Below are 22662 nucleotides of genomic sequence, written 5' to 3'. Positions count from 1 at the left end.
CTACATGAACGCGCTGACGGAGGTGGAACGGTCCGCCTTCGACGCCATGGTCAACGCCCTGTCCGACGGGGACAAGAATTCCCGGGTGTGCCCCCGGCCGTACGGTCTGGGCGGGCGCCAGACGTATGACAACCAGCTCAGTCTCTTCTGGTGGCTGCGCTCGATCCAGGCCGGCGACCCGGGCCAGGGCGACGAGACGCTGGCCCTCCACATGAGCGGCGACGGCCCGCGCGGCATCGCCTACGACGCGATGTCCCCGCCGCGCGGCTACCCCGCCCACGAGCCCTTCCCCGGACGGCCGGCGGAGTGGTTCACGTACTCCATGGGGCAGAAGACGACGCCGTACAAGGCGACGCACGTCGTCGTGGAGTACCGGCAGACCGACCTGTTCGGCCTGAAGAACGGCATGGGAACCTACGAGCAGTTCGTCACCGCGGCGATGGACGCGGCCCGCAGCGCCGGTCTGGACGTGCCGCACTGACGGCTCCGCCCCTGGATCAGCCGGAACGGCTCACTGGTGGGCGGGGGGCCCGGCATCGCCCACCTGGTAAATGCCGGCGAGGGTGACCGCGTCGCGGTAGACGGCCGGCGGCGGGTCGGCTTCCTGGAGGCTCTGGAGGGCCAGGCGCAGGTGCGCGTGGTTCTGTTCACGGGTCCAGGCGCGGCCGCCGCACCGGTCGATCAGGTCCGCGACGGCGGCCAGCCCCTCCTCGGCGGGCTCGCCGTCGCCTCGGTAGAACGCGGCGAGCCGCCCGCTGTCGCGGTGCCCTGACTCCAGGCACGCCGCGACCGTGGGCGTGATCTTGCGACGGCGGACGTCACCGTAGCGGGACCGGCTGAGCTGCTCCGCCGGCCACAGGTCCGACAGATCGTTGTGGTACTGCACGGCCATGCCGAGATGGAACCCGAACCGGCCGACGGCCTCCACCTGCGCGCCGGAGGCGTCGGTCAGCAGGGCGGGCAGGCAGCACACCGCGCGCACGCCCTCGGCGGTCTTGGCCGCCTGCACGGAGACGGCCTGGTCGAGGCTGGTCTCGCAGCGGCCCTCGTGCTCCTCGTCGCGGACCTGGCCCGCGCACAGCTGGAGCCAGCCCGCGCGCATCGTCCGCAGCGCCTGCTGGGTCCGGGGGTGCGGGTGCTCGCCCAGGTGGGAGAAGGCCAGGGCCAGCAGGGCGTCACCGGCCATGATGGCGTGCCCGGTGGTGTAGGCCGCCAGGACGGTGGGCCGGCCGCGACGCCGGGCCTCCAGGTCGACGATGTCGTCGTGGAGGGTGGCCACGTTCATGAGGAGGTTGCCGGCGACGACGGCGGGCAGGCCGCGTTCGACCGGGCCGCCGTCGATGCCCGCGCACAGCAGGGTGAAGGCGATGCCCTTGCGTCCGGTTCCGCCGCGGACACCGGTGGCCGGCCCGCCGTCCCGGCCGGCCCAGCCGTAGTGGTAGTACACGCTCTCCCGCAGCGGTGAGGGCAGGCAGTTCACCGCGCGCATGAGCGCCGGATCGGTGATCCGCGCCGTGTCGGCGAGGATCTGCTCGGCGGTACGGCCGGGTCCGGGCTGGGCGACAGGCATGTCGGGCGGCTCCGTTCTTCCCCGGGTGTGTTTCTGCAGGTTAAGCGGTGAGTGTGGGGGAGAGCGGGTTGCGGGCCGGTGTGTCGCCGATGCCCGGATTTAATCTACATTGTAAAGGCGCTCGGTCGTGCGCCTCAGGTGGGTCCCCGTGTTCCGTTGAGGGCCTTGCGCAGCAGGGTGGCCAGCTCGAACTGGCCTTCACCTACCTCGGCGCGGCCTGCAGCACCTCATGGCGATCGACGCGCCGGTGCTCACGGCTTCAGGTAGCCGGCGGCGACCAGCCCCGCGAAGGCGAGGTCGGTGTCGGTCATCTGCCCGCTGAGCACGTGCTGGACGAACGCGCCGACCGGCATGAGCACGGTCTCGATGAACTCGCCGTCGTCCAGTCCCGGCTCGGCGACCTTCCGGCGCCCGCGGGCCAGGAGCGCGTGGCGGCGATGTGAGGCGTACGACGCCAGAAAGGTCCGCATGACCACTTCGAGCGTCGCAGCTTCGTAGCCGGTCTCCTCCAGCAGTTCCCGCGCCGCCGCGACCTCGACCGGTACCGGCGGGCGCGGGCTTCCAGGAACCCGGCCGGCTCGTCCAGCTCACCTGTCTGCGCGAGACGCTACGCGGGCCTACGTCGTGAGCCGAGCGAGGCTGGAGGCTCTACGGCGCCTCAGGGACGGCCGCGGGAGCCGGACGGGTCTTCATGGTCAGGGCCAGGAGGATTGCGGCGGCGGTGAACACGGCGGCAACGGTGAAGGCCGCGCTGACCCCCTCGGTGAGGACCTGGTGGGACGGTCCGCGCGAAGCGCGCGTGGCCGCGCCGAACACCGTGACGAGGATGGCCAGCCCCAGCGCGCCGCCGATCTGCTGCATGACGTTGAGCAGGCCCGAGGCGGCGCCGGCGTCCCGCGCCTGGATGCCGGAGGACAACACGGTGGTGGCTCCTACCAGCAAGGCGCCCATGCCGAGACCGGCGATCATCATCGGGCCGAGCAGCGCGGAGGCGTAGTCGCTCTGGGGCGTCAGCCGCGTCATCCACAGCAGGGCCAGGCTGATCGCCCCGGCGCCGGCGGCGATCAGCGTCTTGGCGCCCAGGCGCGGCAGCAGCCGGGCCGCCGCTCCCGAAGAGGCCAGGATCACCAGGGCCAGCGGCACGAAGGCGAAGCCCGCCTGCAACGGGCTGTATCCGCGGACCTGCTGCAGGAACTGGGTGAGAAAGAAGAACATGCCGTTGCCCGCGGCCAGCACGAACAGCAGCACGACGTAGCCGCCGGCGCGGTTGCGGTCGGCGAACAGCCGCAGCGGCACGATCGGCTGCCGGGCACGGGACTCGACGGCCACGAACAGGACCAGCAGGACGGCGGCCACGCCGAGCGCGCCGAGCGTGACCGCGTCGCCGAAGCCCTGCTCGGCGGCTCGGATGAAGCCGTAGACGAGCGCGGTCATGCCGAGTGTCGAGGTCAGGGAACCCGCCAGGTCGAAGCGGCCCGGGTGGCGATCGGTCTCGGTGACGAACAGCGGGGCCAGGATCAGCAGGACGACGCCGATCGGCACGTTGATGAACAGCACCCACCGCCAGGAGATCCAGTCGGTCAGCATGCCGCCGGCGATGAGGCCGATCGCGGCGCCGGAACCGGAGACCGCCGCGTAAGCCCCCAGTGCCCGCGCCCGGGGCGCGGGGTCAGAAAAGCCCACGGTGATCAGCGCGAGCACGGTCGGTGCGGCGACGGCGGCGCCGATCCCCTGACCGGCACGGGCCGCCAGCAGCATCCCGGCCGAGGTGGCCAGCCCTCCGGCCAGTGAGGCGAGGGTGAAGACGGCCACTCCGCCGACGAGCGCCCGCCGCTGGCCGACGATGTCGCCCACGCGACCGCCGAGCAGCAGCAGACCGCCGAAGGCCAGCATGTAGGCGTTGAGCACCCAGGACAGGCCGGCCGCGGAGAAGCCGAGGTCGTGCTGGATGTCGGGGAGGGCGATGTTCACCACGTTGGTGTCCAGGATGAACATCGTCTGGCAGATCAGCACGATGGCGAGCACCAGGCCGGGGTGGCGCTGGTGGGAGGCGGCACCGGCCGGCCCGCGGCCCGTTCTCGCCGCATGCGTGCTGTGCTCGGTCATGGCACTCCTCGGAATGGTGTCCACAATAAACGAGGAACCTCCTCGCTTTCGGTGGGCTAAGATACGAGGAGCTTCCTCGTTTTGGCAAATGTGTGGAGGGTTCCGGTGGCGGATCGGTCGACGCAGGCCCGGCCCGTAGGGCGCAAAGATGCGCGACGCAATTACGAGCGGCTCCTGACGACCGCCCAGGCGGCGTTCGCCGAACACGGTGTCGGCGCGTCGCTGAACGACATCGCGCGCACCGCCGGCGTCGGCAACGTGACCCTCTACCGGCACTTCCCGACCCGCCAGGCGCTGCTGGAGGCACTGCTGGGCGACAGCCTGCGCGGCTTGCGGGCGCGCTCGGACGAGCTGCTCGCCTCACCGTCCCCGAGCAGGGCCCTGATCACCTGGACGACGGCCGCTGTCGAGCATGCCATGGTCTATCGCGGCCTGGTCGACGCCCTCGTGGACAGCCTCGCCGACCCCGCGTCCGAACTCCACGCCACCTGCCAGGCCGTCAAGGCCGCCGGGGCGCAACTGCTGACCAGGGCCCAGCAGGCGGGGGAGATCCGGCCCGACGTGGACGCGTCCGCCCTCTTCTCGCTGATCGCTTCAGTCGCCTGGGCGGTGGAGCGGACCCCTGCGCACCGTGATCAGCTTCTGGCCGTCATGTTCGACGGGCTCCACCGCCGGGCGGATGGGCCGGCCTGAACCTGCCGGTCCAGGGGGCTCAGCGGCCCGGCTCGTCGCCGGTGAAGGTCGCCGCCTGCGGCGTGGCCGCGAAGACGGTGCGCAGTTCGGCGAGCAGGTCGTCGAGCGTGGGGTCCGGTGAGGCGGTGGTCCAGCCGCGCAGGGCGGCGTGGAAGGCGGCCACCAGCAGGTCGAGCGCCAGCCTGGGCCGGTGGTCGCGGTCGCCGAGGCCGAGCCGCCTGCGCAGGGTGGTCTCGAAGGCCGCGCTGGTGCGGTCGCAGAACTGCAGCCCGTGCGCGGCGATGGACGGCGTACGCTGCGACAGCTCCTGACTGAGCCGCACGCGGGCCACCCATTCCGGCCCCTCCGCCGACATCCGGCGCACCGCCGCGAGCATCGCCTCCTGCAGCACCTCCAGCACGGGACGGCCGCCGAGCGGCGCGTGCTCGACGTCGTCGAGGAGCGCGGTCCACAGGGCCTCCAGCGGGGCGGAGGCGACCTCCTCCTTGCTGGCGAAGTTGCGGAAGAACGTGCGCTTGGAGACCTCGACCTCCGCGCACAGCTCGTCGAGGGTCACCTGGTCGAAGCCGCGCTCGGTGAACAGCGCGAGCGCGGTGTCCACCAGGGTGGCCCTGGTCTTGAGCTTCTTGCGCTCGCGGAGCGGCAGCAGGTCGGCGGTCATCGTCCCCAGTGTATCCGGAGCGCATATGCCTCCTATAGGCTTATGCCACTCAGTGGCACTTTGGAGGATGTCATCATGCGCGCTTTGATCGTCGACCGTTCCGTTCCCGGTGGCCTGCGGGTGGGCCAGGCGCCCGAACCGGTGCCGGCGCCCGGCGAGGCGCTGGTCCGCGTCACCGCCACGTCGCTCAACTACGGCGAGGTCAGGCACGCCCTGCAGGAGGCGCCCGAGGGCACGGTGCTCGGCTGGGACGCGGCGGGGGTCGTCGTCCAGGCGGCGGCCGACGGCTCGGGGCCCGCCGCGGGCACGCCCGTGGTCACGCTGGGCTGGGACGGCGGGTGGGCCGAGCTGCGGGCCGTTCCGACCGACCGGATCGGGGTCGTGCCGCAGGGCGCGGACCCCGGCGCGATCAGCACGATCCCGGTCGCCGGCGCCACCGCGCTGCGCGCGCTCGACCGCCTCGGGCCGATCCTGGGGCGGCGTGTCCTGGTCACCGGCGCGACGGGCGGCGTCGGCCGGTACGCCGTGCAGCTCGCCCGGCTCGGCGGCGCGTACGTCATCACCGCCACCGGCGACCCGGCCCGGCACGGCGACGGGCTGCGGGCGCTCGGCGCGGACGAGGTCGTCGCCGCTCCCGCCGAGAGCGGCGGACGGCTCGACGGCGTCCTGGACCTGCTCGGCGGCGTCCCGCTGGTCGAGGCGTTCGACCAGCTCGCCGAGGGTGGCACGCTGGTCGCCGTCGGCCACTCCACCGGCGAGGGCGAGAACTTCCCGTTCGGCGCGCTGTTCGGCGGGCCCGACCGCCACGACCGCTCGCTGGTGACCTTCCACCTGCTCTACTGCCAGGGCCTGCACCGCGACCTGACCTGGCTGGCCGGGCGGGTCGCGGACGGCACGCTGAGCCCGGAGATCACCTGGCGCGGCGGCTGGGACGACGCCGCCGAGGCGGCGACCGCCCTCCTCGACCGCCGCGTGCACGGCAAGGCGGTGCTCGACCTGGCGTGAGAGGCGGGCTGGACGAATGAGCCGGAGAGCCAGCGCGAGGGGGCAGGGTCTCCAGAGAGAAGGCCGGGGTCTCCAGAGAGAAGGCCGGGGTCTCCAGAGAGAAGGCCGGGGTCTCCAGAAAGAAATGGGACCGGGCCCACTTCTTCGACCTGCTGGGCGCTCCGCTGAGCCCCGACGGCGACTCCGGCACGGCCACGGTCATGATCCGGCCCGACTACGACACCAACCGTCCGCACTACATCGGCTGCGACGACGAACACCCCGAAACCGACTGCCCGGCCCACGGGTCGGCCTCGGTCTGGCTGCACACCGAGCCGCGCGAGGACGCGCCGCTCGTCAAGGACATCGGCAAGCATCGACGGACCAGTCCAGTTCAGCGTGTACGACCACGCCGCCCGCGCCGCCACCGGGCAGCGCTACGTCGTCGCCGAGCGGCAGGGCGAGTGGACCGCCATCTGGTACCTGGGGCAGAAGGCGTGGTTCCGCAACCCGGCGTCCGGCCCGGTGGCCGTGCCCGGCCGTGCCCGGCCGGGCACGGCCGGCGACGCCCCGGCCCGGCCTGGACTCCGTCCCCGTGTACGGGACGCGTGAGCGCCGGACCGACCGGCTGCCGCATCGCGGGCGCGGCCCGGAGCCGGCGGGGTCGATCAGCCGATCGGCGGTGCGAGGTATTCCAGCGCGTAGCCCTCGCCGGAGGGGGTCACGCGGGCGATGCCGGGTGAGTCGAGGTGGGCGCCGGCCACGAAGTGGTGTGGCCGGCTCAGTCGTTCGAGCAGCGCCGCTCGCGCGGCGCGGGCCTCGGCCTGGTCGCCGTCGAGCTCCCAGGACACCTTCGGCCGATCGAACTGCAGCGTGGGGACGTGAACGGTGTCGCCCCAGACGAGAAGACGGCCGGCGGAGCTGCTGATCTCGTAGACGGTGTGCCCGGGGGTGTGGCCCGGCGTCGGGAGCGCGGTGGCCCACTCGTTGATCGCCACCTTCTCCGACACGGGCACGACCCGGTCGCGGACCGGCTCCAGCCGCCGCCCGGCGAAGACCGAGGCGTCGCCCGCGCCGATCCACACGCGCTCAAGCTTGGGGAACGCCTCTGAGCCGTCCGGCGCGATCAGGCCGCTCACGTGGTCTTCGTGGTTGTGGGTGATGGCCGCGTCCGTCACGTCCGCGCGGTCGACCCCCGCCTCGTCGAGCGCGTCGTAGATCAGTCCCATGGTGGGGACGTGCCAGGCGTCGGACGCGCCGGTGTCGATGAGCACCGACCGCGTGCCGTCGGTGACGTAGAAGGCGTTGACCGACAGCCGCAGGTTGTCGCCGGCCAGCGGGACGGCGGCCGGCAGCTCGTCGAGCGCGCGCCCGTCCTCGTCGCGCAGCCGTGTGGGCGGCATGTCGATGTACCCGTCGCGCAACGAGATCACCCGCAGCTCGCCGAACTCGAACGTGGCGTGGAGCCGGCCACCCGAAGTGAAACGCATGGAACCTCCGTCATGTCGGGCGCCCATCGCCCATCTTCGATAGAAGATCGTATCTTCTTTAGAAGAAACCCTACACTGTGGGACAGCGAGGGACGGATCGATCGAGGAGCACGGTGGTCGAGAAAGACGGGAACGTGGCCGAACCACAGCACGGTGACGACCTGGCCGGCGCGTTCGGCGTCAACGTGCGGCGACGTCGCGAGGAGGCGGGCCTGACGCTGGAGCAGCTGTCCGCGCAGTCGTCGGTCAGCCGGGCGATGTTGTCCAAGGTCGAACGCGGTGAGAAGAGCCCGACGATCGGCGTCGCGTCCAGGATCGCCCACGCGCTCGACGCGTCGCTCTCGGACCTGATCGGCGCGCCGGCCGGGGCCGCGTCCGGCGTGGCCGTCGTCATGCGCAGGAACCATCGTCCCGTGTTCCGTGACCCGGAGACCGGCTTCGAGCGGCACATGGTGTCCGCGGCCCCGGGCGCGGGAGGAGCCGAGATGGTCTTCCACCACCTCCCCGCCCAGGTGTCCACCGGGCTGCTGCCCGCCTATCCGCCGGGTACGGAGAAACAGCTCCTGGTGCTCGAAGGCAGTCTCACCGTCGCGATCGGCGGGGTCAACGAGACCCTGGAGACAGGCGACTCCCTGTTCTTCCAGGCCGACGCCGACCACGGCTTCGCCAACCGGACGAACGCTCCCTGCGAGTACATCATGTTCATCTCACGCCGGCCCTGATCGCTCACCCATCGCCGACCGGTCACCGGCGACGGTGACCTCCGCCAGGGTCTCGCCCAGCAGCGCCGCGGCCTCGGCCGACCGAAGCGGAACCTCGCGCCGGCCGCCTGCGACACACCGCGGCTAAGGCGTCCTGGACCACGTCCCTCGGCGGTCTGCCGGTCTCCGGCCAGCAGGAACGCCAGCCGTACCACGGAAAGCCGGTGGACGGGGAACGACTCGGTCACCGCCGCGTCAACCGACGCCGCGGCGGCCGGAGAACGGGGAGGGCCGTGGGTGATGTCGAACTGTATGCCTTCGCCATGCGCGAGCACCCGCGAAGGTCGCGTCACGACGGCAGGATTCCGACGAGAAGCTCGTCCGCCGTGCCGTGCGTCGCGTACCGGACGGCGCGGGCCGCCGAGGTTCTGCCGTCAACCCCGTGTCAACCGGCTGTCGATCATCGAGTTCTTGGATCGGGATGATCGTAACGACCTGGGGGATGACTCGTGCAAGAACCACCGCGGCTTCCGTTTGCCGGACTTCACCCGTTCGAACTGGCCGCCGGTTATCTGGAAGGCCCGGCCGTCCGCAGAGTCACGACACCGGCAGGGGACCCTGCCTGGCTGGTGACGGGCTACGCCGAGGTTCGCGACCTGCTGTCGGACCGGCGGCTGGGAAGATCGCACCCGTGCCCCGAACGGGCCGCCCGCCTGTCCGGCTCGATCAGGCTGGGCGGCCCGGCGGGCGCACACGCGAGTGAGCGGGCGGATCACGCCGCGATGCGGCGGCTGCTCAATCCGGCCTTCTCCGCCAGGAGGACGGCCGCGCTCCGCGGGTTCGTCCGGCGCACCGCGGAGGAGGTGCTGGACGGCGTGGCCGCCCACGGTCCTCCGGCGGACCTGCGGGCCTGCTTCTCACGTCCGCTGGCCGGGCGGGTCATCTGCGAGCTGCTCGGCGTGCCGTACGCCGACCGTGACGACTTCGCCGCCTGGGCCGACGAGGCGAGCCTGCTGAGCGAGCCGGAGCGGAGTTGGGCGGCCTGGAGCAGGCTTGTCGCATACATGGAGGAACTGCTCCACCGCAAGCGCCGCCGGCCGGCGCGGGACCTGCTGAGCGATCTGGTCGTCGCCGAGAGCCCGTTCTCCGTCGCCGAGCTCGCGCGCCTCGGCGCGGCGGTGCTCTTCGGCGGGTACGCCACCACGGCCCTACGCGTCGACTTCGTGACGGCCTTCCTGCTGGCCTGCCCCGACCAGCGGGCGCTGGTCCAGCGGAGTCCGGCGCTCGTCGAGGCCGCGGTGGAGGAGGGGTTACGGCTGGCGTCCGCCAACACCCACGGGATACCCCGCTACGCGCACGCCGACCTCAGGATCGGCGGGGTGACGATCAGGGAGGGGGACGGGATCCTGCTCAACGTGCCGGCGGCCAACAGGGATCCCGGCGTCTTCCCCGACGCGGGCAGTTTCGTCGTCACGCGAAGCTCTCCGGCCCCGCATCTCGCCTTCGGCCGCGGTCCGCGCCACTGCGTGGGCGCCGGGCTGGCCAGGGTCGAACTCACCGAGGCGGTGAGCGCGATCCTGCGCCGCCTCCCCGGCCTCCGGCTGGCCATCCCGGTGGCGGAGCTCCGCCAGGTGGGGGGCACCACGACCGAGGACTTCGAGCGGCTGCCCATGGTGTGGGACGAGCACCGATGCCCGAGCTGAGCGACGAGGCCGTGCAGATCTATCTGCACGTGGTCCGGCATGGCGGGGCCACCATGGCCGAACTGCGGGAGGGTCTCCGGCTCCGGGAGCCCCCTGCGCGGGCCACGACCTGGCTCACCGGATTGGGCCTGCTGCGTGAGGACGCAGCAGGCCGCCTGCACGCGATCGGGCCGGCCCTGGTGGCGGCCGAGACCCTGCAGGAGGAGGCCCGGCTCCGTCTCGAACAGCTGCGGCTGGAACGTACCCGCAGCGTGCTGGCCGAGTTCGGGCCGCTGTACGTGCAGGCGCTCGACGGGTGGCGGGAGCAGGCCGTCACCGCCGTCCCCATGGTGGAGGCGGAGGCGCTGCTCGACAGCGAGCTGTCCGCCTGCGTCGAGGAGGTGGCCGTGGCGCAGCCGGGGGAGGAATCGATTGCCCGCGGGCTTCGCCGCGCGCTGGAGCGCGGCGTCGCGGTCCGGCTGCTGTGCCCGCACGCGCACCGGCGCGTCGCGAGGTCGCGTCAGGACGTGCTCGACCTGTCCGGCATGGGCGCGCAGGTGCGCAGCGTCGCCGAGGTGCCCGCGCGCGTCGTCGTCCTGGACGCCAGGGTCGCGCTCGTCCCGGCGTCCGGCGAGCCGGCGATGATGCTGGTGGTCCGGGAGCCGGCGCTGGTGGCGTTCGTGCGCCGGGTCTTCGAGTCGTACTGGACGTCGGGGGAGCAGTTCGCCGCGGAGTACAGCGCGCCGGTGCTGGACGACCTGCGCTCGACCATCCTGGCCATGCTGGCGGAGGGGGCCAAGGACGAGTTCATCGCCCGCGCGATCGGGCTGTCGGTCAGGTCGTGCCGCCGGCACATCGCCGAGATCATGAAGACGCTGGGCGCACAGAGCCGTTTCCAGGCCGGATACCTGGCCAAGGAGCTGACTCCGTCAGCCGAGGAGTAGCTGCTCGGCGATCAGCGCCTCCTCCAGCACGTTCAGGCCGAGCCGGTTGTTCGTGGTGTGGACGAAGTGGAACAGCAGGTGCGGGGCGGGCCGAGGCCCCTCGGCCAGGGCCCGTTCCAGGTGGTGCCCGTACAGGTCGAACGCGGGGCCGCTCAGGGGGGCCGGCTCCACCGGGCGGCGGCCGGCGAGCAGGCGGATCCTGGCTCGCCGCTCCTGGTCGTGGCCGGTCCAGTGCCACGCCATGTGGTAGAGGAACGATCTGCGGCCCGTCGGCGGCAGCAGCTCGGCCGCCGTCCACGTGACGGCCAGCGCGGCGGCCAGCCGCCGTTCCCGCCGGCCGGGCCCGGCGAGGGACGGGGCGAGAGACAGGGCGAGCTCGCTGGAGGCATGGAAGACCCGCTCGGCGTTCGCCACGCCGGCGACGCCGCCGTACTTGGCCAGCTCGGGCTCGTAGAGGGACAGTGCCGCACCGCGCCAGGACTCGGTCAGGCGCTTCGGCCACGCGTCCCGGACCTCGAACACCTGCCGCGCGAGCCGCCGCAGGCCGGAGATCCGGTCCGGCGTCGCCGCCAGGCGCAGCCGGACGTGCGGGCCCCACCGGTCGGTGAACCGGAGGAAGAACCACCGCTCGATCCCGTCGGCCGCGCCGATCAGCCGGCTCAGCGGGTGCTCCACCACGTCCTGGAGGTGGTCTCCCGACTGGACGAGCAGCCGGTAGTAGAGCCAGTCCCACCTCATGCGCCGCCGTCCAGCCGGACGAGGGCGACGAACTCGGCGGCACGGGCACGGCCGGAGCCGTCGCGCACCCAGTGCTGCTCACGGGTGGGCAGGGCCTCGGTCAGTTCGATCTCCCCGCCGGTCAGCTCGTGGTCGAGCAGCGCGACGGTGTGCGGCGCGCGGAAGTCCACCCAGAACGGTTTGCGCCCGCCGCGCCGTACGAACACCTGACGCGGGACGCCATGAGCGGCCCGCCAGACGTCGAGGTCCGCCAGGTGCCGGGCCCACGAGCCGGTACGCCGCGGGACGGCGGCGGCGGGCAGACGCCACCGCGCCCGGCTCATGACCACCCTGCCCTGCCGCACCCTCGCGGCCGGCGCTCCCGGCGCTCCCGGCGCTCCCGGCGCTCCCGGCGTTCCCGGCGTTCCCGGCGTCTCCAGGGACGCCGGGATCCAGGGGTGGGTCAGCGTGGCCAGCAGCCGCACCGGCCCGTGAAGCAGGGGCAGCGGCACGGCGCCCAGATAGACGAAGGCGGCACGGGTGCCCGCCGGATCACGGACCTGCAGCGTGCCGGTCCGGCGGTCGTGGGTCACCGCGAAGCCGCGCAGGTCGCGGCCCTGCGGAGGGCCGAGGTCGGACGGCCAGGCGACGCGCTCGAAGAGCCGGGCGGCCGGCATCTGCACGGCGGCGAAGTCGGCTCCGGCGAGCAGCTCGTACACCGTGCACCCCGGGTGCAGCGAGGAGATCCAGGCCCGCAGCGTGTCCGCCGTGCCGTGGGCGCCGTCCCATCGCGCGGCCTGCCCGCCCGGCTCGACGCAGACCTGGTTGACCACCAGGGTGTAGTCGCCCCGGTCGAGGGCCGCGCGGTCGTCCGCGGCGATCTGGTAGAACACCGTGGCGGCGGGGAGGCCCAGCGTGCCGCCGGGTTGTGGCGGGTGCGCCGGGGAGGGGGCGGCGGTCCACGGATAGGTGTAGAGGAACTCCAGGAGGTCGTCGCAGTGTCCGCCGGGGCCGTACCGGGCGACGAAGTGCCGGACCAGGCCCTCGTACAGGCGTGTTCGGCCGAGCCCGGCCCGGATCTGCGCCGCCACGACACCCAGGTCCTCGCTCACCTGCGGGGGGAGGGCGGGCAGCGGGACGTCGTCGGCGGGCAGGGTCTCGTGGAACAGGGGGGCGTTCCGGAGCCAGGCGGGCGGGGAGGTGTCCAGGCGTTCGAAGGCGTCGGCGGCGGCCTGCCGTACCTGGGCGTCGAGCCGTACCCGCTCGGCGGCGTCGGCGGCCGGCATCCGCTGTTCGGCCCGTTTCAACTCGGCGAGGGCGCCGGACACGGGTCCCGCGGGTACGCGGTCGGCGAGCCGGGCCAGCCAGTCGCGTTCACCGGATCGCCACGGGACGTCGGGGAGCAGCAGCCCCATCTCCACCCACCTGCCGGCCAGCTCCGTCCCGGCTCCGGGCCAGCCGTCGAGCGGCCGGGCGTCAGGAGGCCGGGCGTCGGGAGGCTGGGCACTGTCCGGGTGGTCAGGGGTGAGGGGGCCGGGCACGTAGAGGGAGGCGTCCGTCAGCTCGTCCCAGCGATGCGGCAGGAGCCCGGCGGGCACGTCGTAGCAGGGCAGCATCGCGTACCACCTTCCCGCGACGTCGCGCAGGCTCGGGTTGACCCGGGAGGGGAACCGCGACGACAGGCCCGGGTGCTGCGCGCAGGCCCGGACGAGGGCGACCGCCAGATGAAGGGGAGAGCTCACCGTCGCGGTCGAGGGGACGGTGCGGCCCAGCGACCCGAACGGGCTCGGCTTCAGCGCCGCCCTGGTGGCGTACGACACGGCGGTCCTGCACGTCCTGCTGTCCGGCGGGGACGGCCGGGCGGATCCGGGGCCGAGCAGGACGCGCGTGAAGGCGGGGCTCGCCAGCGCGAGCGTGCCCATGATGCCGGGCCGGGTCAGCAGGCCGAACACCTGGCGGCCGGCCGCCGCGACGTGCGCGGCCGCCGCCCGGTCGGTCTCGGCCAGGCTCGCCCGCAGCGCGGTGACCGAGCGGAGCCAGGAGCCGACGAGATCGCGGAGCTCACGGTCGAGGTACTGTTCCACGGCGCCGGCGGCGGCGCGCGTGCGGTCGGTGCAGCGGCCGTTGTGGGCGTCCCGCCGCAGCCTGAGCGCCTCCCGCCGGGCCTCGTCCGCCAGGCGGGGGACGACGTCGTGCAGGGCGCCGGCGACCCGGCGGCCGAGCTCCGCCGAGCGGTCGCGCTGCTCGGCGGCCCGCTCCAGCAGGCCGCCGAGCTCGGGGGCGACCAGCACGTCGAGATCCCGCACCGGCAGTCCGGCCACCCTCATCAGCACCAGGGCCACGACGGGCGTCATGAGGGACGGCTGCCCAGCATGAACTCGCCCACGGCCGACTCCTCGAGCCGGTCGAGGCCGAGCACCCGGGCCGACAGCTCGGAGTCGCCCGACCCGAGCGCGCACGGCGCCAGCCCCATGGCGGTCGCCACCAGGTACATCGTCTGGTAGAGCACGCCGACGTTCTTGAGCGTGGCCGCGTACGCCAGGCCCCGGTACTTCCAGGACAGACGCTGGAAGCGCGAGGTGATCACGAACATGACGTCGGGGGAGCAGTCCAGCCCGGCGGCCGCGCGGGCGTCACCCAGTATCCTCGCCAGGTCGGCGGAGCGGGCCTCGACGCCGGTCAGCCGGTGACCCAGCGGGTCGTAGTGGTAGATCCCGGAGGCCAGGCCGTCGCACCTCTCGACGAGCGGGTAGAGCTCCAGGTCGTAGCAGGCGCCGCCGGACGGATAGGGCCGCGAGCTGGCCTGGTAGGGCAGCCCCTCGGCGTCTGTGAGCGAACGCACCCGCGCCACCCGGTACAGGAACTCCGCCACCTGGTCCGCCCGCAGCGGCCGCTGTCCGTACTCGCGGATCGAGCGCCGCTGCTCCAGCACGTCGGTGAAGGCCGGGTCGCGCTCGCAGGCCGCGTCCAGGTCGGGTGCGGGAAGACCGACGACCGGCCCCGCGGGCGGCCGTCTCACGGCGGGCCGCGGCGGGATCTCTCCCCTGAACGGGTACGTGGCGCCGAACGGCTCGCCGTGCCGTCCCAGCCTGCTGCGCGAGTGGAAGAGCAGATCGTGGAACTCCCACTGGCGCAGGACGTCCGGCTCGTGGAATCCGCTGCCGGTGTCGAGCTCCAGCAGCCCGGCGGCGTGCAGGTAGGCGTCGGTGAGCCCGGACGCCGCCCGGCCGGCCGACAGGCCCGCCATGAATCGCCAGCCCTCGTCCGAGTGCCAGCGCAGGCGGACCATCGACAGCGGCGACTCCAGGACGAGGTCTCCCTGGTGCCGGCGGGACATCGTGAACCGGGAGAGCCGGACCCGCGTCCCGGCGGCGAGGGGCGCCGGCGCGAACGTGGCGGTGCGCGTCAGCCGCTCGACGCTCAGCACGGGACGGTCCTCGGCGTCGACGAGGAAGCTGGTGACCAGCGGGGACAGCCGGGCGCACAGCCGGTCGAGCTCTGGGTCGCAGGCGACGCGCCCGCCCGCGAGGCGGTGGAGCGCGGCCCGCAGCGCAGGCGGCACCCCCCGGAGGCGGAAGGCCGCCTTGGCGTGCCGTACGTGCGTGACCGAGCCTTCCGGCAGCACCTGCACGCCCTCCCTGAAGGCCAGGCGCGGCGACAGCTCCGGGTTCATCTCACCACTCCTCAGACGAAGACGCCGATGGGGTTGAGCTGGTCCTCGGTGCGCGGCTCCGGCAGCCAGCCCAGCTCCACGGGCACGTCGTAGAGGCGTCCGGGCGCATAGCGGGGCCAGAAATGCCGCATACCGGGCACGATGACCTTCACCACGGGCAGCCCGGTGTCCGGCCGGGTCTGATCGAGCACCAGCATCTCCATCCCCTTGCCCTCCACGATCCGCTGCGCCTCCAGCAGGTCGTCGCGGAGGTTGGGACGGAAGACGCAGGGGTGGTCGGCGGCCGTCCGGGCGGGCAGGCTCGCGTGGGGCAGCAGGTAGGGCTGGTTCGCGACGGTCGCCGTACGCCACCACCGCACCTGGTACGGATCGTCGTAGGCGTAGGAACCCGTCCCGTCGGCCCGCATGGGCAGCACCGCGGGCAGGAACTGGTTCATCTCGGTCATGGCCCGCGAAACGGCGATGCGCATGTCGAAATGCGCGCCGAACGCGACGAGAATGTCCTCCGCCGGTTTGTCGTATCGCCGGGAAACGGCCGCGGCGACCGGGACGCCGAGATCGGTGGTGAGGTCGAGAATCCACGTCTCGCGATTCATCCGGTGGTACTCGTGCTGCCATCGGAGGAAATAGTCGTCACCGAATCCGGCCAGCTCCACGCCCGGACGGGAAATCCGGTTGTACCACCAGATGGCGACGCTGTCGCGCTCGACGAGTTCCAGGAATCCCTGCAGCGCGGCGTCCTCCGTGCTGGATCCCGCGGCGGCGCCGTTGGAGTCGGCCTTCACCATGCCGCCGCCGGGGTATTGGTAGTAGAGGGAGCCGGTCGGCAGGTATTTGTGGCGCTGTTCGGTCAGCGACCACACCGGGCTCCATTCCAGCTCGGCGTCCTCGTCGAAAGCCTCGGGCACCCAGTGGAACGGGCAGTCCCCGGCGTTCCAGGAATCGCGTTCGCTGATCTGCCGGTCGCTGTAGCGGGAGACGGCATTGGGGTGGACGGCCCGGTCCCCGAGCGAGCGCAACGAGCCGGTGACGCGGGGCTCGTCCCCCTGGAAGACCCCCGAGTAGCGCTCGATGGCCTCGGCCAGCGCGCCGGCCTTGGCCTGCACGTCGCTGCGGCCCTTGCCGCCGCTGCTCATGCGCAGGCCGGACCGCAGCCCGTCCAGGTCGCGCGCGCGGGCGGCGAAGTTGTGCCCGGCGGTGTAGGTGTGCAGCAGGTCCGTGTCGGTCTCCTGTTTCACCAGGCGGGGGACGAGGCCGGTGACCGGGCTGACCAGATGCTGGTGGTCGGCGAGGAACCGCTCGGGATCCCGGGCCCGGTGCCCTCCGTCCGACGTGGCCGCCTTGACGCGGTCGGTGAATCGCACGGCGCCGGGGACGCGCTCGGGGCTGGTGTCGGCGGTGCCGCATTCGGGGCACTGCGGTCTCGCCTGCACCGCGTGCCGCTCCGGCGTCAGCGTGAGGGTGTCGAGCGTGATCACGGCGTCTTCCTCCGTACGCGCGCCGGCCAGCCACTTCTGCGCCTCCAGCGCGGCCAGCCGGACCGCCACGGCCACGCCGGCGGGGACGTCCGTGGCCGCCAGCGGCAACTCGGGCAGGCCGCCGGCCCGCCGTACGAAGGAGGCGACCGGGTGGTGGCCGCGCAGGCGGTGCTCCAGGCAGGCCCAGCACGCGGACCGTCCGGGCCGGAACAGCGGGCCGATCCAGATCGTCGTGCCCGTCGGCTTGGCCAGCAGCCACGGGCGGCCCTCGCGCAGGCAGGCCCGGTTGATGCCGGCCAGCTCGGAGTGCAGGTAGTGGTCGGTCAGGACGACGGTGAGGCCGGCCTCGGCGCCGCCCAGGCGCAGACCCGCCTCGTCGGCGGCGACGGTGAACCACTCGCGCCGGGTGCCGCCCAGCGCCAGCAGCCGCACGCTGCCGGCGCGCACCGCCTCGCAGGCCGTGTCGCCGTTCAGCCCGGCACGCTCCCAGTACCCCGCCGCCCGCCGATCGGTGCCCGGATCCATCTCGACGACGTGCCCTGCCTCGGTCAGCTGCCCGAGCGCCCGCTCCACGGCCTCCGCCCCGTACGCCGCGGCCAGCTCGCCGACGACCTCGGCGCGGGTGCGGGATCCGTCCAGCAGGGGCGCCATCTTCTCGATCAGCGCGCCGCGCAGGAGGAGCTGACGGTGTTCGGACATGAGAAACACGCCGTGCTCCGGCACCACATGCGCCGCGGCGAACCTGGTGAATCCAATGGCGACCGGCAATTCCGCTCCTTCGGGGTGAAAAGTGATTCGGCCCCCCGCGTGGGGGGCCGAATCGGCTGTCGTTCAGATCGGCAGGTGTTTACGTCGGCGGAAGGGTGAAGCACAGGACGGTGCTGGTGCAGCCCCGTGCGATTCCTTCGGCGTCCGAGAGTTCCTCGATGGTGATGTCCGTCGCGGCGATGCTGATGTCTTCCATGTCCGCCCTTTCGATAATCAGTCGCAGCCCACGCAGAAAACGGAGCTGAGTGACGACGGCGCCGTGTCGACGTCCTGGCTCAGGTCCTCGATGGTCAGTTCCGGAGCCGTGCCCATGGAATGGTCCATGGTTCCTCCTTTCGGTGATTCCGGGGAACGGGAGCCACTCTGCCCGGCATTTTGGGAATTCGCCACGGAAAACAGACGGCAGGAAGGTGCCACGACAGCAACCTGAGGCACGGGACGGCGATCAACGGGTCGTCGATTCTTCGTCCATGAAACGTCTACCGGCCCCCCTCACCATTGCCTGCGTTCAGATCGGAACCGTTGGGGGGTCAACGATGCGGTCGATGCGTTTCGGCGTGCTCGGAACTGTCGAGGTGTGGCGGGGGAACGAACGTCTGGAGGTGGGCACGCCACGCAACAGGGCGGTGCTCGCCCGGCTGCTGCTGTCGCCCGGGAGGGTCATCCCCGTCGACCAGTTGCTGGACGACCTGTGGGAGGGGAACCCGCCACCGCAGGCGCTGTCCTCGTTGCGGACGTTCGTCTGCCGGCTGCGTCGCGTGGTCGAGCCGCCCGCGCGGGAACCCGGCAAGCCGTCCGTGCTGATCACCGAGCCGCGCGGCTACGTCCTGCGGGTGGAGGAGCCGGCACTCGACTCGGCCAGGTTCGAGCGGCTGCTGCAGCAGGCCAGAGCGGCCACAGAGCCACGTACCGCCCTCGACCTGGTCGACGAGGCACTCGGCCTGTGGCGGGGCCCGGCCTACGCCGAGTTCGCGCACACCCTGTGGGCGCGGGGAGAGGCGACCAGGCTGCAGGAACTCCAGCTCGGGGCGACGGAACGCAGACTCGACATCCTGCTCGCCCTGGGCCGGCACGCCGAGGCCGTACCGGCGCTGGAGGCGCACGCGCGTGCCCAGCCCACCCGCGAGGAGGGCTGGCGGCTGCTCGCTCTGGGCCTCTACCGCTCCTCCAGGCAGGGCGACGCCCTTGCCGTACTGGCCGAGGCGCGTCGCTACCTGGCCGATGAGCTCGGCGTCGATCCGGGGCCCGAGCTGCGCAAACTTGAGGCCGACATCCTCGCGCAGACCTCCGAGCTCGACCTGCCGCCGGCGCCGGTGGCGACCAGGAAGCCGGTCGCCCGCCTGCGCTGCCTCGGCAGGGACGACCAGCTCGCGGCCGCCGGTGCGGCCATGGCCGCCGCCGAGTCCGGCACCGGCGGCAGCCTGCTGTTCGACGGCGTGCCGGGCGCCGGCAAGACCCAGCTCCTGAGAGGGGTGGAGGCCCTGGCCGACATGCGCGGATTCCAGGTGGCGCAGGCGCAGGCGCATCCGTTGGAGAGCGAGTACGACTACGGCGTGGCCCGGCAGATCTTCGAGCCCATCCTGTACGCCCTGCCGGCGCAGGAGCGGCGGCAACTGCTCAGCGGGACGGTCGAGCCCGCGGCCGACATCGTCTGGCACAACCGGCCGTCGTCGGGTGGCCCGGACGCGTTGCACGCACTCTACCGGCTGGCCGTGCGGCTGGCGGAGCGGGTGCCGCTGCTGATCCTCATCGATGACCTGCAGTGGTGCGACCCCGGCTCGTTGCGCTGGCTGGCCTACCTGGCCAGGCGCATCGAGCGGGTGCCCCTCCTGGTCGCCGCGAGCAGGGCGACAGGCGTCCCGGCCGGCGACGGTCAGCTGCTGGAGTCGCTCTGTTCGATCTTCGGCCTCGTGCGCCTGGGCGGTCTGCCCCGCGAGGCGGCGGCGGTCCTCGCCGGCGAGCTGTTGGGCGTGGAACCGGAGCCCGCGTTCATCTCCTCGTGCCTGCGTGAGACCGGCGGCAACACGTTCCTGCTCACCGAGCACGTGCGGGCGCAGGGGGCGGGGGAGCGGTCCACCTCCATCGAGCGGTGGGTGGCCGGTCAGCTCCGCCACGCCGGGCCCGGGGCGGCCGCGCTGGCCGAGGCGGTCGCGGCACTCGACCACGACGCGGAGTTTCACGCTGTGGCCGACCTGGCCGGCCTGCCGGACAGCCAGGCGGCCGCGGCCCTGTCGGCGCTGGTCGGCATGGGGATCCTGGGCGCCGGGTCGCCGCTGCGGTTCACCCAGCCTGTCGTGCGGCGGGCCGTGCTCGAAGGCGTGCGGGCCGGTGTCCCGCAGTTCGCCCTCAGCCCTTGATGTGCGGCTCCAGCAGCTTCGTCCAGGAGCCGGCGAGCTTCTCGTACTCGGCCGGGCACTTCGCGGCGCGCCCTTCCGGCAGGCCGTCCTCCCCGACCCAGTCGGCGTAGGCCTTGGGGTCGGAGCCGTAGATCCAGCACATGTAGTTGAAGGCCCGCTGCTCGTCCATCGAGTGCTCGTCGTAGAACGGGAGCGCGGCCCGGTCCTGGTCTCCGGCCGACGAGAAGTAGTAGTTGATCGTCTGGACGCTCGCGGAGTCGTCGTCGTTCTGCGACATCATGAGCGCGGACAACTGGTCGGCCGCGTCGTCCTCCTTGCCGAGGGCGGGCAGGTCGTAGAGGTCGATCACGGCGTGGCCGAGTTCGTGGTACAGCGTGTCGACGAGGTTGGCCTGGCCGTGCTGGTCGTTCTCCTCCTCCGACTCGGCCTTGTCGCGATAGCGGGTGAAGCCGTCGGCCACGAGCTCGTAGCACATGGTGATCTTCTTCTCGTCGGGGCTGTAGTAGGCGTTCACCTCGCCGCACTGCTCACCGGCCAGTGTGACGTCGTACGGCAGGATGAGCATGCCGTTGAGGCTGGCGGCGAAGCCTTCGAGCACCTTGCCCGGCTTCAGCAGCTGAAGCCCTTCGGCGGCGAGGTCGGTGTCGGCCTCGCCGTACTCGGCGACGAACTTCCCCCCGGCGGCCTGGGTCGCCTTGGGGGCTTCCTCCGCGGCCGCCACCGGCTGCTCCGCGCTGCCGCAGGCGGACAGCATGGTGGTGAGGAGCAGCACGCCGGCGCCCATCGTGAGTTGATTCCACTTCATCATGTCTCCAGGTCTGAGTTGACCCTCGGATCCTGCAGTCACGATCTTGGTGTCCGATGGACGGATGGTCTCCGCGTCCGCGTGCGCCACCGGCGGTTCCGTCAATGTGCCGTCGATCGGCTGTCGACGACGGCGGGCCATCGTCTCAGGTCATGACCATCGGCACGACGAGGTTGTCCGACGGTTCGGCGAGGGTCCGGCCGTAGAGCCACAGCAGCGTGTGGAAGCGATAGTGACCCGGGCTGGGCGAGTCGAGCATGCCCAGGTCGACGAGGCCCTCGACGATCTCCTCAGCGTCGAGCGTCTCAAGGCCGAGCACGGCCGCCGCGACAGGCAGCGAGAACGAGGTGGTGGGGAGATCGGTGAGCAGCCTGAAGGCCCGTGCCTGCGTCGCGCCGAGCCGCTCGTAGCCGAGCCGGAAGGTCGCCTCGACGGTCATGGTGCCGAGCCGCAGCTCCGAGAGACGGGTGCGCTCGTCGGCCAGCCTCCTGACCAGGGAGGAGATCGTCCACAGCGGCCTGGAGACCAGCCGGGAGGCCGCGATGCGCACCGCGAGCGGCAGGAACCCGCACAGAGCGACCGCGTCCTGCGCCGCCGCCGGCTCGGCGGCGACTCGGTCTTCCCCCACGATCCTGGTGAACAGCCGCATCGCGTCGCGGGGTTCGAGCACGTCGAGGTCGACTCGGCCGGTGGTCGGCAGCCCCGCGGGCTTGGCCCTGCTCGTCACCAGCACGGCGCAGCCTCCCGTCCCCGGCAGCAGGGGCCTGACCTGCGCGTCGTCCACGGCGTCGTCCAGGACGACGAGCATCCTGCGGTTGACCATGAAGCTGCGGAACAGCGCCGCCCGCTGTGCCGGGTCCTCGGGGACGTCCAGGTCAGGATGGCCGAGCGCGCACAGGAACGCGCGCAGCGCCGCGGCGGGCTCGACGGGCCGGCCGCCGGCCCCGCACAGGTCGATGTAGAGCTGGCCGTCGGGGAAGGCGTCGCTGAGCAGGTGGGCGACGTGGATCGCCAGGGCCGTCTTGCCCGCGCCGCCCTTGCCGGAAAGGCTCACCACGGTGGTCGCCTGCCCGGAGCCGGACTTCAGCACCTCGCCGAGCAGGGCGACCTCGTCGTCCCTGCCGGTGAAGTCGGACAGGTCGGCCGGCAGTTGGGCCACCCGGGGGAGTGCCTCGTCCTCGTGGCGGGCCGGTGCGGGCCTCGGGCCGGGTCTGGGGTCGACCCGGGCGGGCAGCAGCTCAGGGTCCGACGTCAGGATGCGCTGGTGCAGCTCCCTGAGCTCGCCTCCGGGGTCGATGCCGAGTTCCTCGGCGAGCAGACGCCTGGTGCGGTCGAAGACCTCCAGCGCCTCCGCCTGCCGGCCGCAGCGGAACAGGGCCAGCATCAGCAGAGCGCTCAGCGACTCCCGCAGCGGGTGCGCGGCCGACAGCACGGCCAGCTCCGCCGCGGCCTCCGTGGCCCGTCCGAGCTCGATGTCGAGTTCGAGCTTGACCTGCAGGGCGCTCAGGCGGCGAGCGCCGAGCCGGTCGCGCTGAGCCTCGGCGTACGGCCCGACCGTGCCGTCCATGGCGTCGCCCTGCCACAGCCCGAGGGCCGCTGACATCAGCGTGCGCGCACGGGTGAGGTCGCCTTCCGCGCGGGCCTTCTCGGCCTCGGCGTACCTGTCCTCGAAGACGGCGACGTCCAGCGCGTCCCGGGGGACGGACAGGGCGTAGCCGGTGCCGGCGGAGACGACCACGCCCGGCCGCGACCTGTCGGCTTCCAGCACCTTGCGCAGGCGGTAGGCGTAGGTGCGCAGGGTGCTGAGGGCGCGCAACGGCGGCTCCTGTCCCCAGATCGCGGCGATGAGCGCGTCGCAGGTGATCGCCCTGCCCTCGTGGAGGAGGAGGGCGCCGAGCACCGCGCGCTGCTGCGGCGAGCCGAGGTTGAGCTCTTTGTCGCCTTCCCAGGCCCGCACCGGACCCAGCACCGAAAAGTACAACCTGTGAGATCGTTCCATACCGCGCCTTCGGAATATTTGTACGAATGATAGT

General features: G+C 72.5%; 18 protein-coding genes and 1 pseudogene. 8 read left to right on the top strand and 11 right to left on the bottom strand.

What is annotated here, in order from left to right; all coding sequences use genetic code 11:
* Positions 1-4 precede the first annotated feature (4 nt).
* Entirely contained in the window at positions 5-481 is a 477-nt protein-coding gene (locus tag AB0C33_RS40270; protein ID WP_358297965.1) for a hypothetical protein, read from the top strand.
* Positions 482-511: 30 nt separating this feature from the next.
* Here AB0C33_RS40270 and AB0C33_RS40265 read toward each other — a convergent pair whose 3' ends face one another.
* The 3 genes and pseudogenes from AB0C33_RS40265 to AB0C33_RS40255 form a co-directional block, all read right to left on the bottom strand.
* Positions 512-1570 carry a polyprenyl synthetase family protein gene (locus AB0C33_RS40265; RefSeq protein ID WP_358297963.1) on the bottom strand — a complete coding sequence of 353 codons (1059 nt, stop codon included), beginning with the start codon at positions 1568-1570 and terminating at the stop codon, positions 512-514.
* A 251-nt stretch (positions 1571-1821) separates the two neighbouring features.
* Positions 1822-2097, bottom strand: a pseudogene (locus tag AB0C33_RS40260) (NUDIX domain-containing protein); the annotation flags it as partial.
* 121 nt (positions 2098-2218) lie between these two features.
* Positions 2219-3676: an MFS transporter gene (locus tag AB0C33_RS40255; RefSeq protein WP_358297961.1), complete on the bottom strand. Its 1458-nt coding sequence runs from the start codon at positions 3674-3676 to the stop codon at positions 2219-2221.
* Between the two features lie 105 nt (positions 3677-3781).
* Here AB0C33_RS40255 and AB0C33_RS40250 point away from each other — a divergent pair, with 105 nt between their 5' ends.
* Positions 3782-4369 (top strand): helix-turn-helix domain-containing protein, encoded by a 588-nt coding sequence (locus tag AB0C33_RS40250; RefSeq protein ID WP_358297959.1) that lies wholly within the window; start codon positions 3782-3784, stop codon positions 4367-4369.
* Between the two features lie 19 nt (positions 4370-4388).
* Here AB0C33_RS40250 and AB0C33_RS40245 read toward each other — a convergent pair whose 3' ends face one another.
* Positions 4389-5030 carry a TetR family transcriptional regulator gene (locus AB0C33_RS40245; RefSeq protein ID WP_358297957.1) on the bottom strand — a complete coding sequence of 214 codons (642 nt, stop codon included), beginning with the start codon at positions 5028-5030 and terminating at the stop codon, positions 4389-4391.
* 75 nt (positions 5031-5105) lie between these two features.
* Between AB0C33_RS40245 and AB0C33_RS40240 the strand changes: the two genes are divergently transcribed.
* Both AB0C33_RS40240 and AB0C33_RS40235 read left to right on the top strand, forming a co-directional pair.
* Positions 5106-6035 carry a zinc-binding dehydrogenase gene (locus AB0C33_RS40240; RefSeq protein WP_358297955.1) on the top strand — a complete coding sequence of 310 codons (930 nt, stop codon included), beginning with the start codon at positions 5106-5108 and terminating at the stop codon, positions 6033-6035.
* 378 nt (positions 6036-6413) lie between these two features.
* Positions 6414-6626: a hypothetical protein gene (locus AB0C33_RS40235; RefSeq protein ID WP_358297953.1), complete on the top strand. Its 213-nt coding sequence runs from the start codon at positions 6414-6416 to the stop codon at positions 6624-6626.
* Between the two features lie 56 nt (positions 6627-6682).
* On the opposite strand, the gene AB0C33_RS40230 is transcribed toward AB0C33_RS40235, so the two are convergent.
* On the bottom strand, positions 6683-7504 hold the full coding sequence (locus AB0C33_RS40230; RefSeq protein WP_358297951.1) for an MBL fold metallo-hydrolase: 822 nt from the start codon (positions 7502-7504) through the stop codon (positions 6683-6685).
* Between the two features lie 113 nt (positions 7505-7617).
* Between AB0C33_RS40230 and AB0C33_RS40225 the strand changes: the two genes are divergently transcribed.
* From AB0C33_RS40225 to AB0C33_RS40215, 3 genes are all read left to right on the top strand, one after another.
* The gene (locus tag AB0C33_RS40225) at positions 7618-8226 is read left to right on the top strand and encodes an XRE family transcriptional regulator (protein ID WP_358297949.1); all 609 of its coding nucleotides are present in this window, start codon (positions 7618-7620) and stop codon (positions 8224-8226) included.
* Positions 8227-8834: 608 nt separating this feature from the next.
* Positions 8835-9908 carry a cytochrome P450 gene (locus AB0C33_RS40220; protein ID WP_358297947.1) on the top strand — a complete coding sequence of 358 codons (1074 nt, stop codon included), beginning with the start codon at positions 8835-8837 and terminating at the stop codon, positions 9906-9908.
* Positions 9896-10831, top strand: a complete 936-nt coding sequence (locus tag AB0C33_RS40215; RefSeq protein WP_358297945.1) for a LuxR C-terminal-related transcriptional regulator — start codon at positions 9896-9898, stop codon at positions 10829-10831. Before AB0C33_RS40220 ends, AB0C33_RS40215 begins: the two co-directional genes overlap by 13 nt.
* On the opposite strand, the gene AB0C33_RS40210 is transcribed toward AB0C33_RS40215, so the two are convergent.
* Genes AB0C33_RS40210 through AB0C33_RS40195 form a run of 4 tightly spaced genes read right to left on the bottom strand, consistent with a single transcriptional unit; the run spans position 10817 to position 17398 of the window.
* A complete protein-coding gene (locus tag AB0C33_RS40210) occupies positions 10817-11569 on the bottom strand; it encodes a thiopeptide-type bacteriocin biosynthesis protein (RefSeq protein ID WP_358297943.1) in 753 nt (250 codons plus the stop codon). The two genes, AB0C33_RS40215 and AB0C33_RS40210, sit on opposite strands and share 15 nt — an antisense overlap.
* On the bottom strand, positions 11566-13902 hold the full coding sequence (locus tag AB0C33_RS40205; RefSeq protein WP_358297941.1) for a lantibiotic dehydratase: 2337 nt from the start codon (positions 13900-13902) through the stop codon (positions 11566-11568). Before AB0C33_RS40205 ends, AB0C33_RS40210 begins: the two co-directional genes overlap by 4 nt.
* Positions 13899-15221 carry a SagB family peptide dehydrogenase gene (locus tag AB0C33_RS40200; protein WP_358297939.1) on the bottom strand — a complete coding sequence of 441 codons (1323 nt, stop codon included), beginning with the start codon at positions 15219-15221 and terminating at the stop codon, positions 13899-13901. The genes AB0C33_RS40205 and AB0C33_RS40200 overlap by 4 nt, the downstream gene beginning before the upstream one ends.
* Before the next feature lie 11 nt (positions 15222-15232).
* Positions 15233-17398 carry a TOMM precursor leader peptide-binding protein gene (locus AB0C33_RS40195; RefSeq protein WP_358297937.1) on the bottom strand — a complete coding sequence of 722 codons (2166 nt, stop codon included), beginning with the start codon at positions 17396-17398 and terminating at the stop codon, positions 15233-15235.
* A 605-nt stretch (positions 17399-18003) separates the two neighbouring features.
* Between AB0C33_RS40195 and AB0C33_RS40190 the strand changes: the two genes are divergently transcribed.
* Positions 18004-19824 (top strand): BTAD domain-containing putative transcriptional regulator, encoded by a 1821-nt coding sequence (locus tag AB0C33_RS40190; protein WP_358297935.1) that lies wholly within the window; start codon positions 18004-18006, stop codon positions 19822-19824.
* Here the strand turns inward: AB0C33_RS40190 and AB0C33_RS40185 are convergent.
* Both AB0C33_RS40185 and AB0C33_RS40180 read right to left on the bottom strand, forming a co-directional pair.
* A complete protein-coding gene (locus tag AB0C33_RS40185; RefSeq protein WP_358297933.1) occupies positions 19814-20632 on the bottom strand; it encodes a DUF4344 domain-containing metallopeptidase in 819 nt (272 codons plus the stop codon). The genes AB0C33_RS40190 and AB0C33_RS40185 overlap by 11 nt on opposite strands.
* 142 nt (positions 20633-20774) lie before the next feature.
* Positions 20775-22586, bottom strand: a complete 1812-nt coding sequence (locus AB0C33_RS40180) for a BTAD domain-containing putative transcriptional regulator (RefSeq protein ID WP_358297931.1) — start codon at positions 22584-22586, stop codon at positions 20775-20777.
* Positions 22587-22662: the final 76 nt, after the last annotated feature.

The sequence above is a fragment of the Nonomuraea sp. NPDC048881 genome, assembly GCF_040649795.1.
GTDB lineage: Bacteria > Actinomycetota > Actinomycetes > Streptosporangiales > Streptosporangiaceae > Nonomuraea.
Note: the sequence above shows the minus strand (reverse complement) of the source record. Positions and strands in the feature narration are given on the sequence as shown.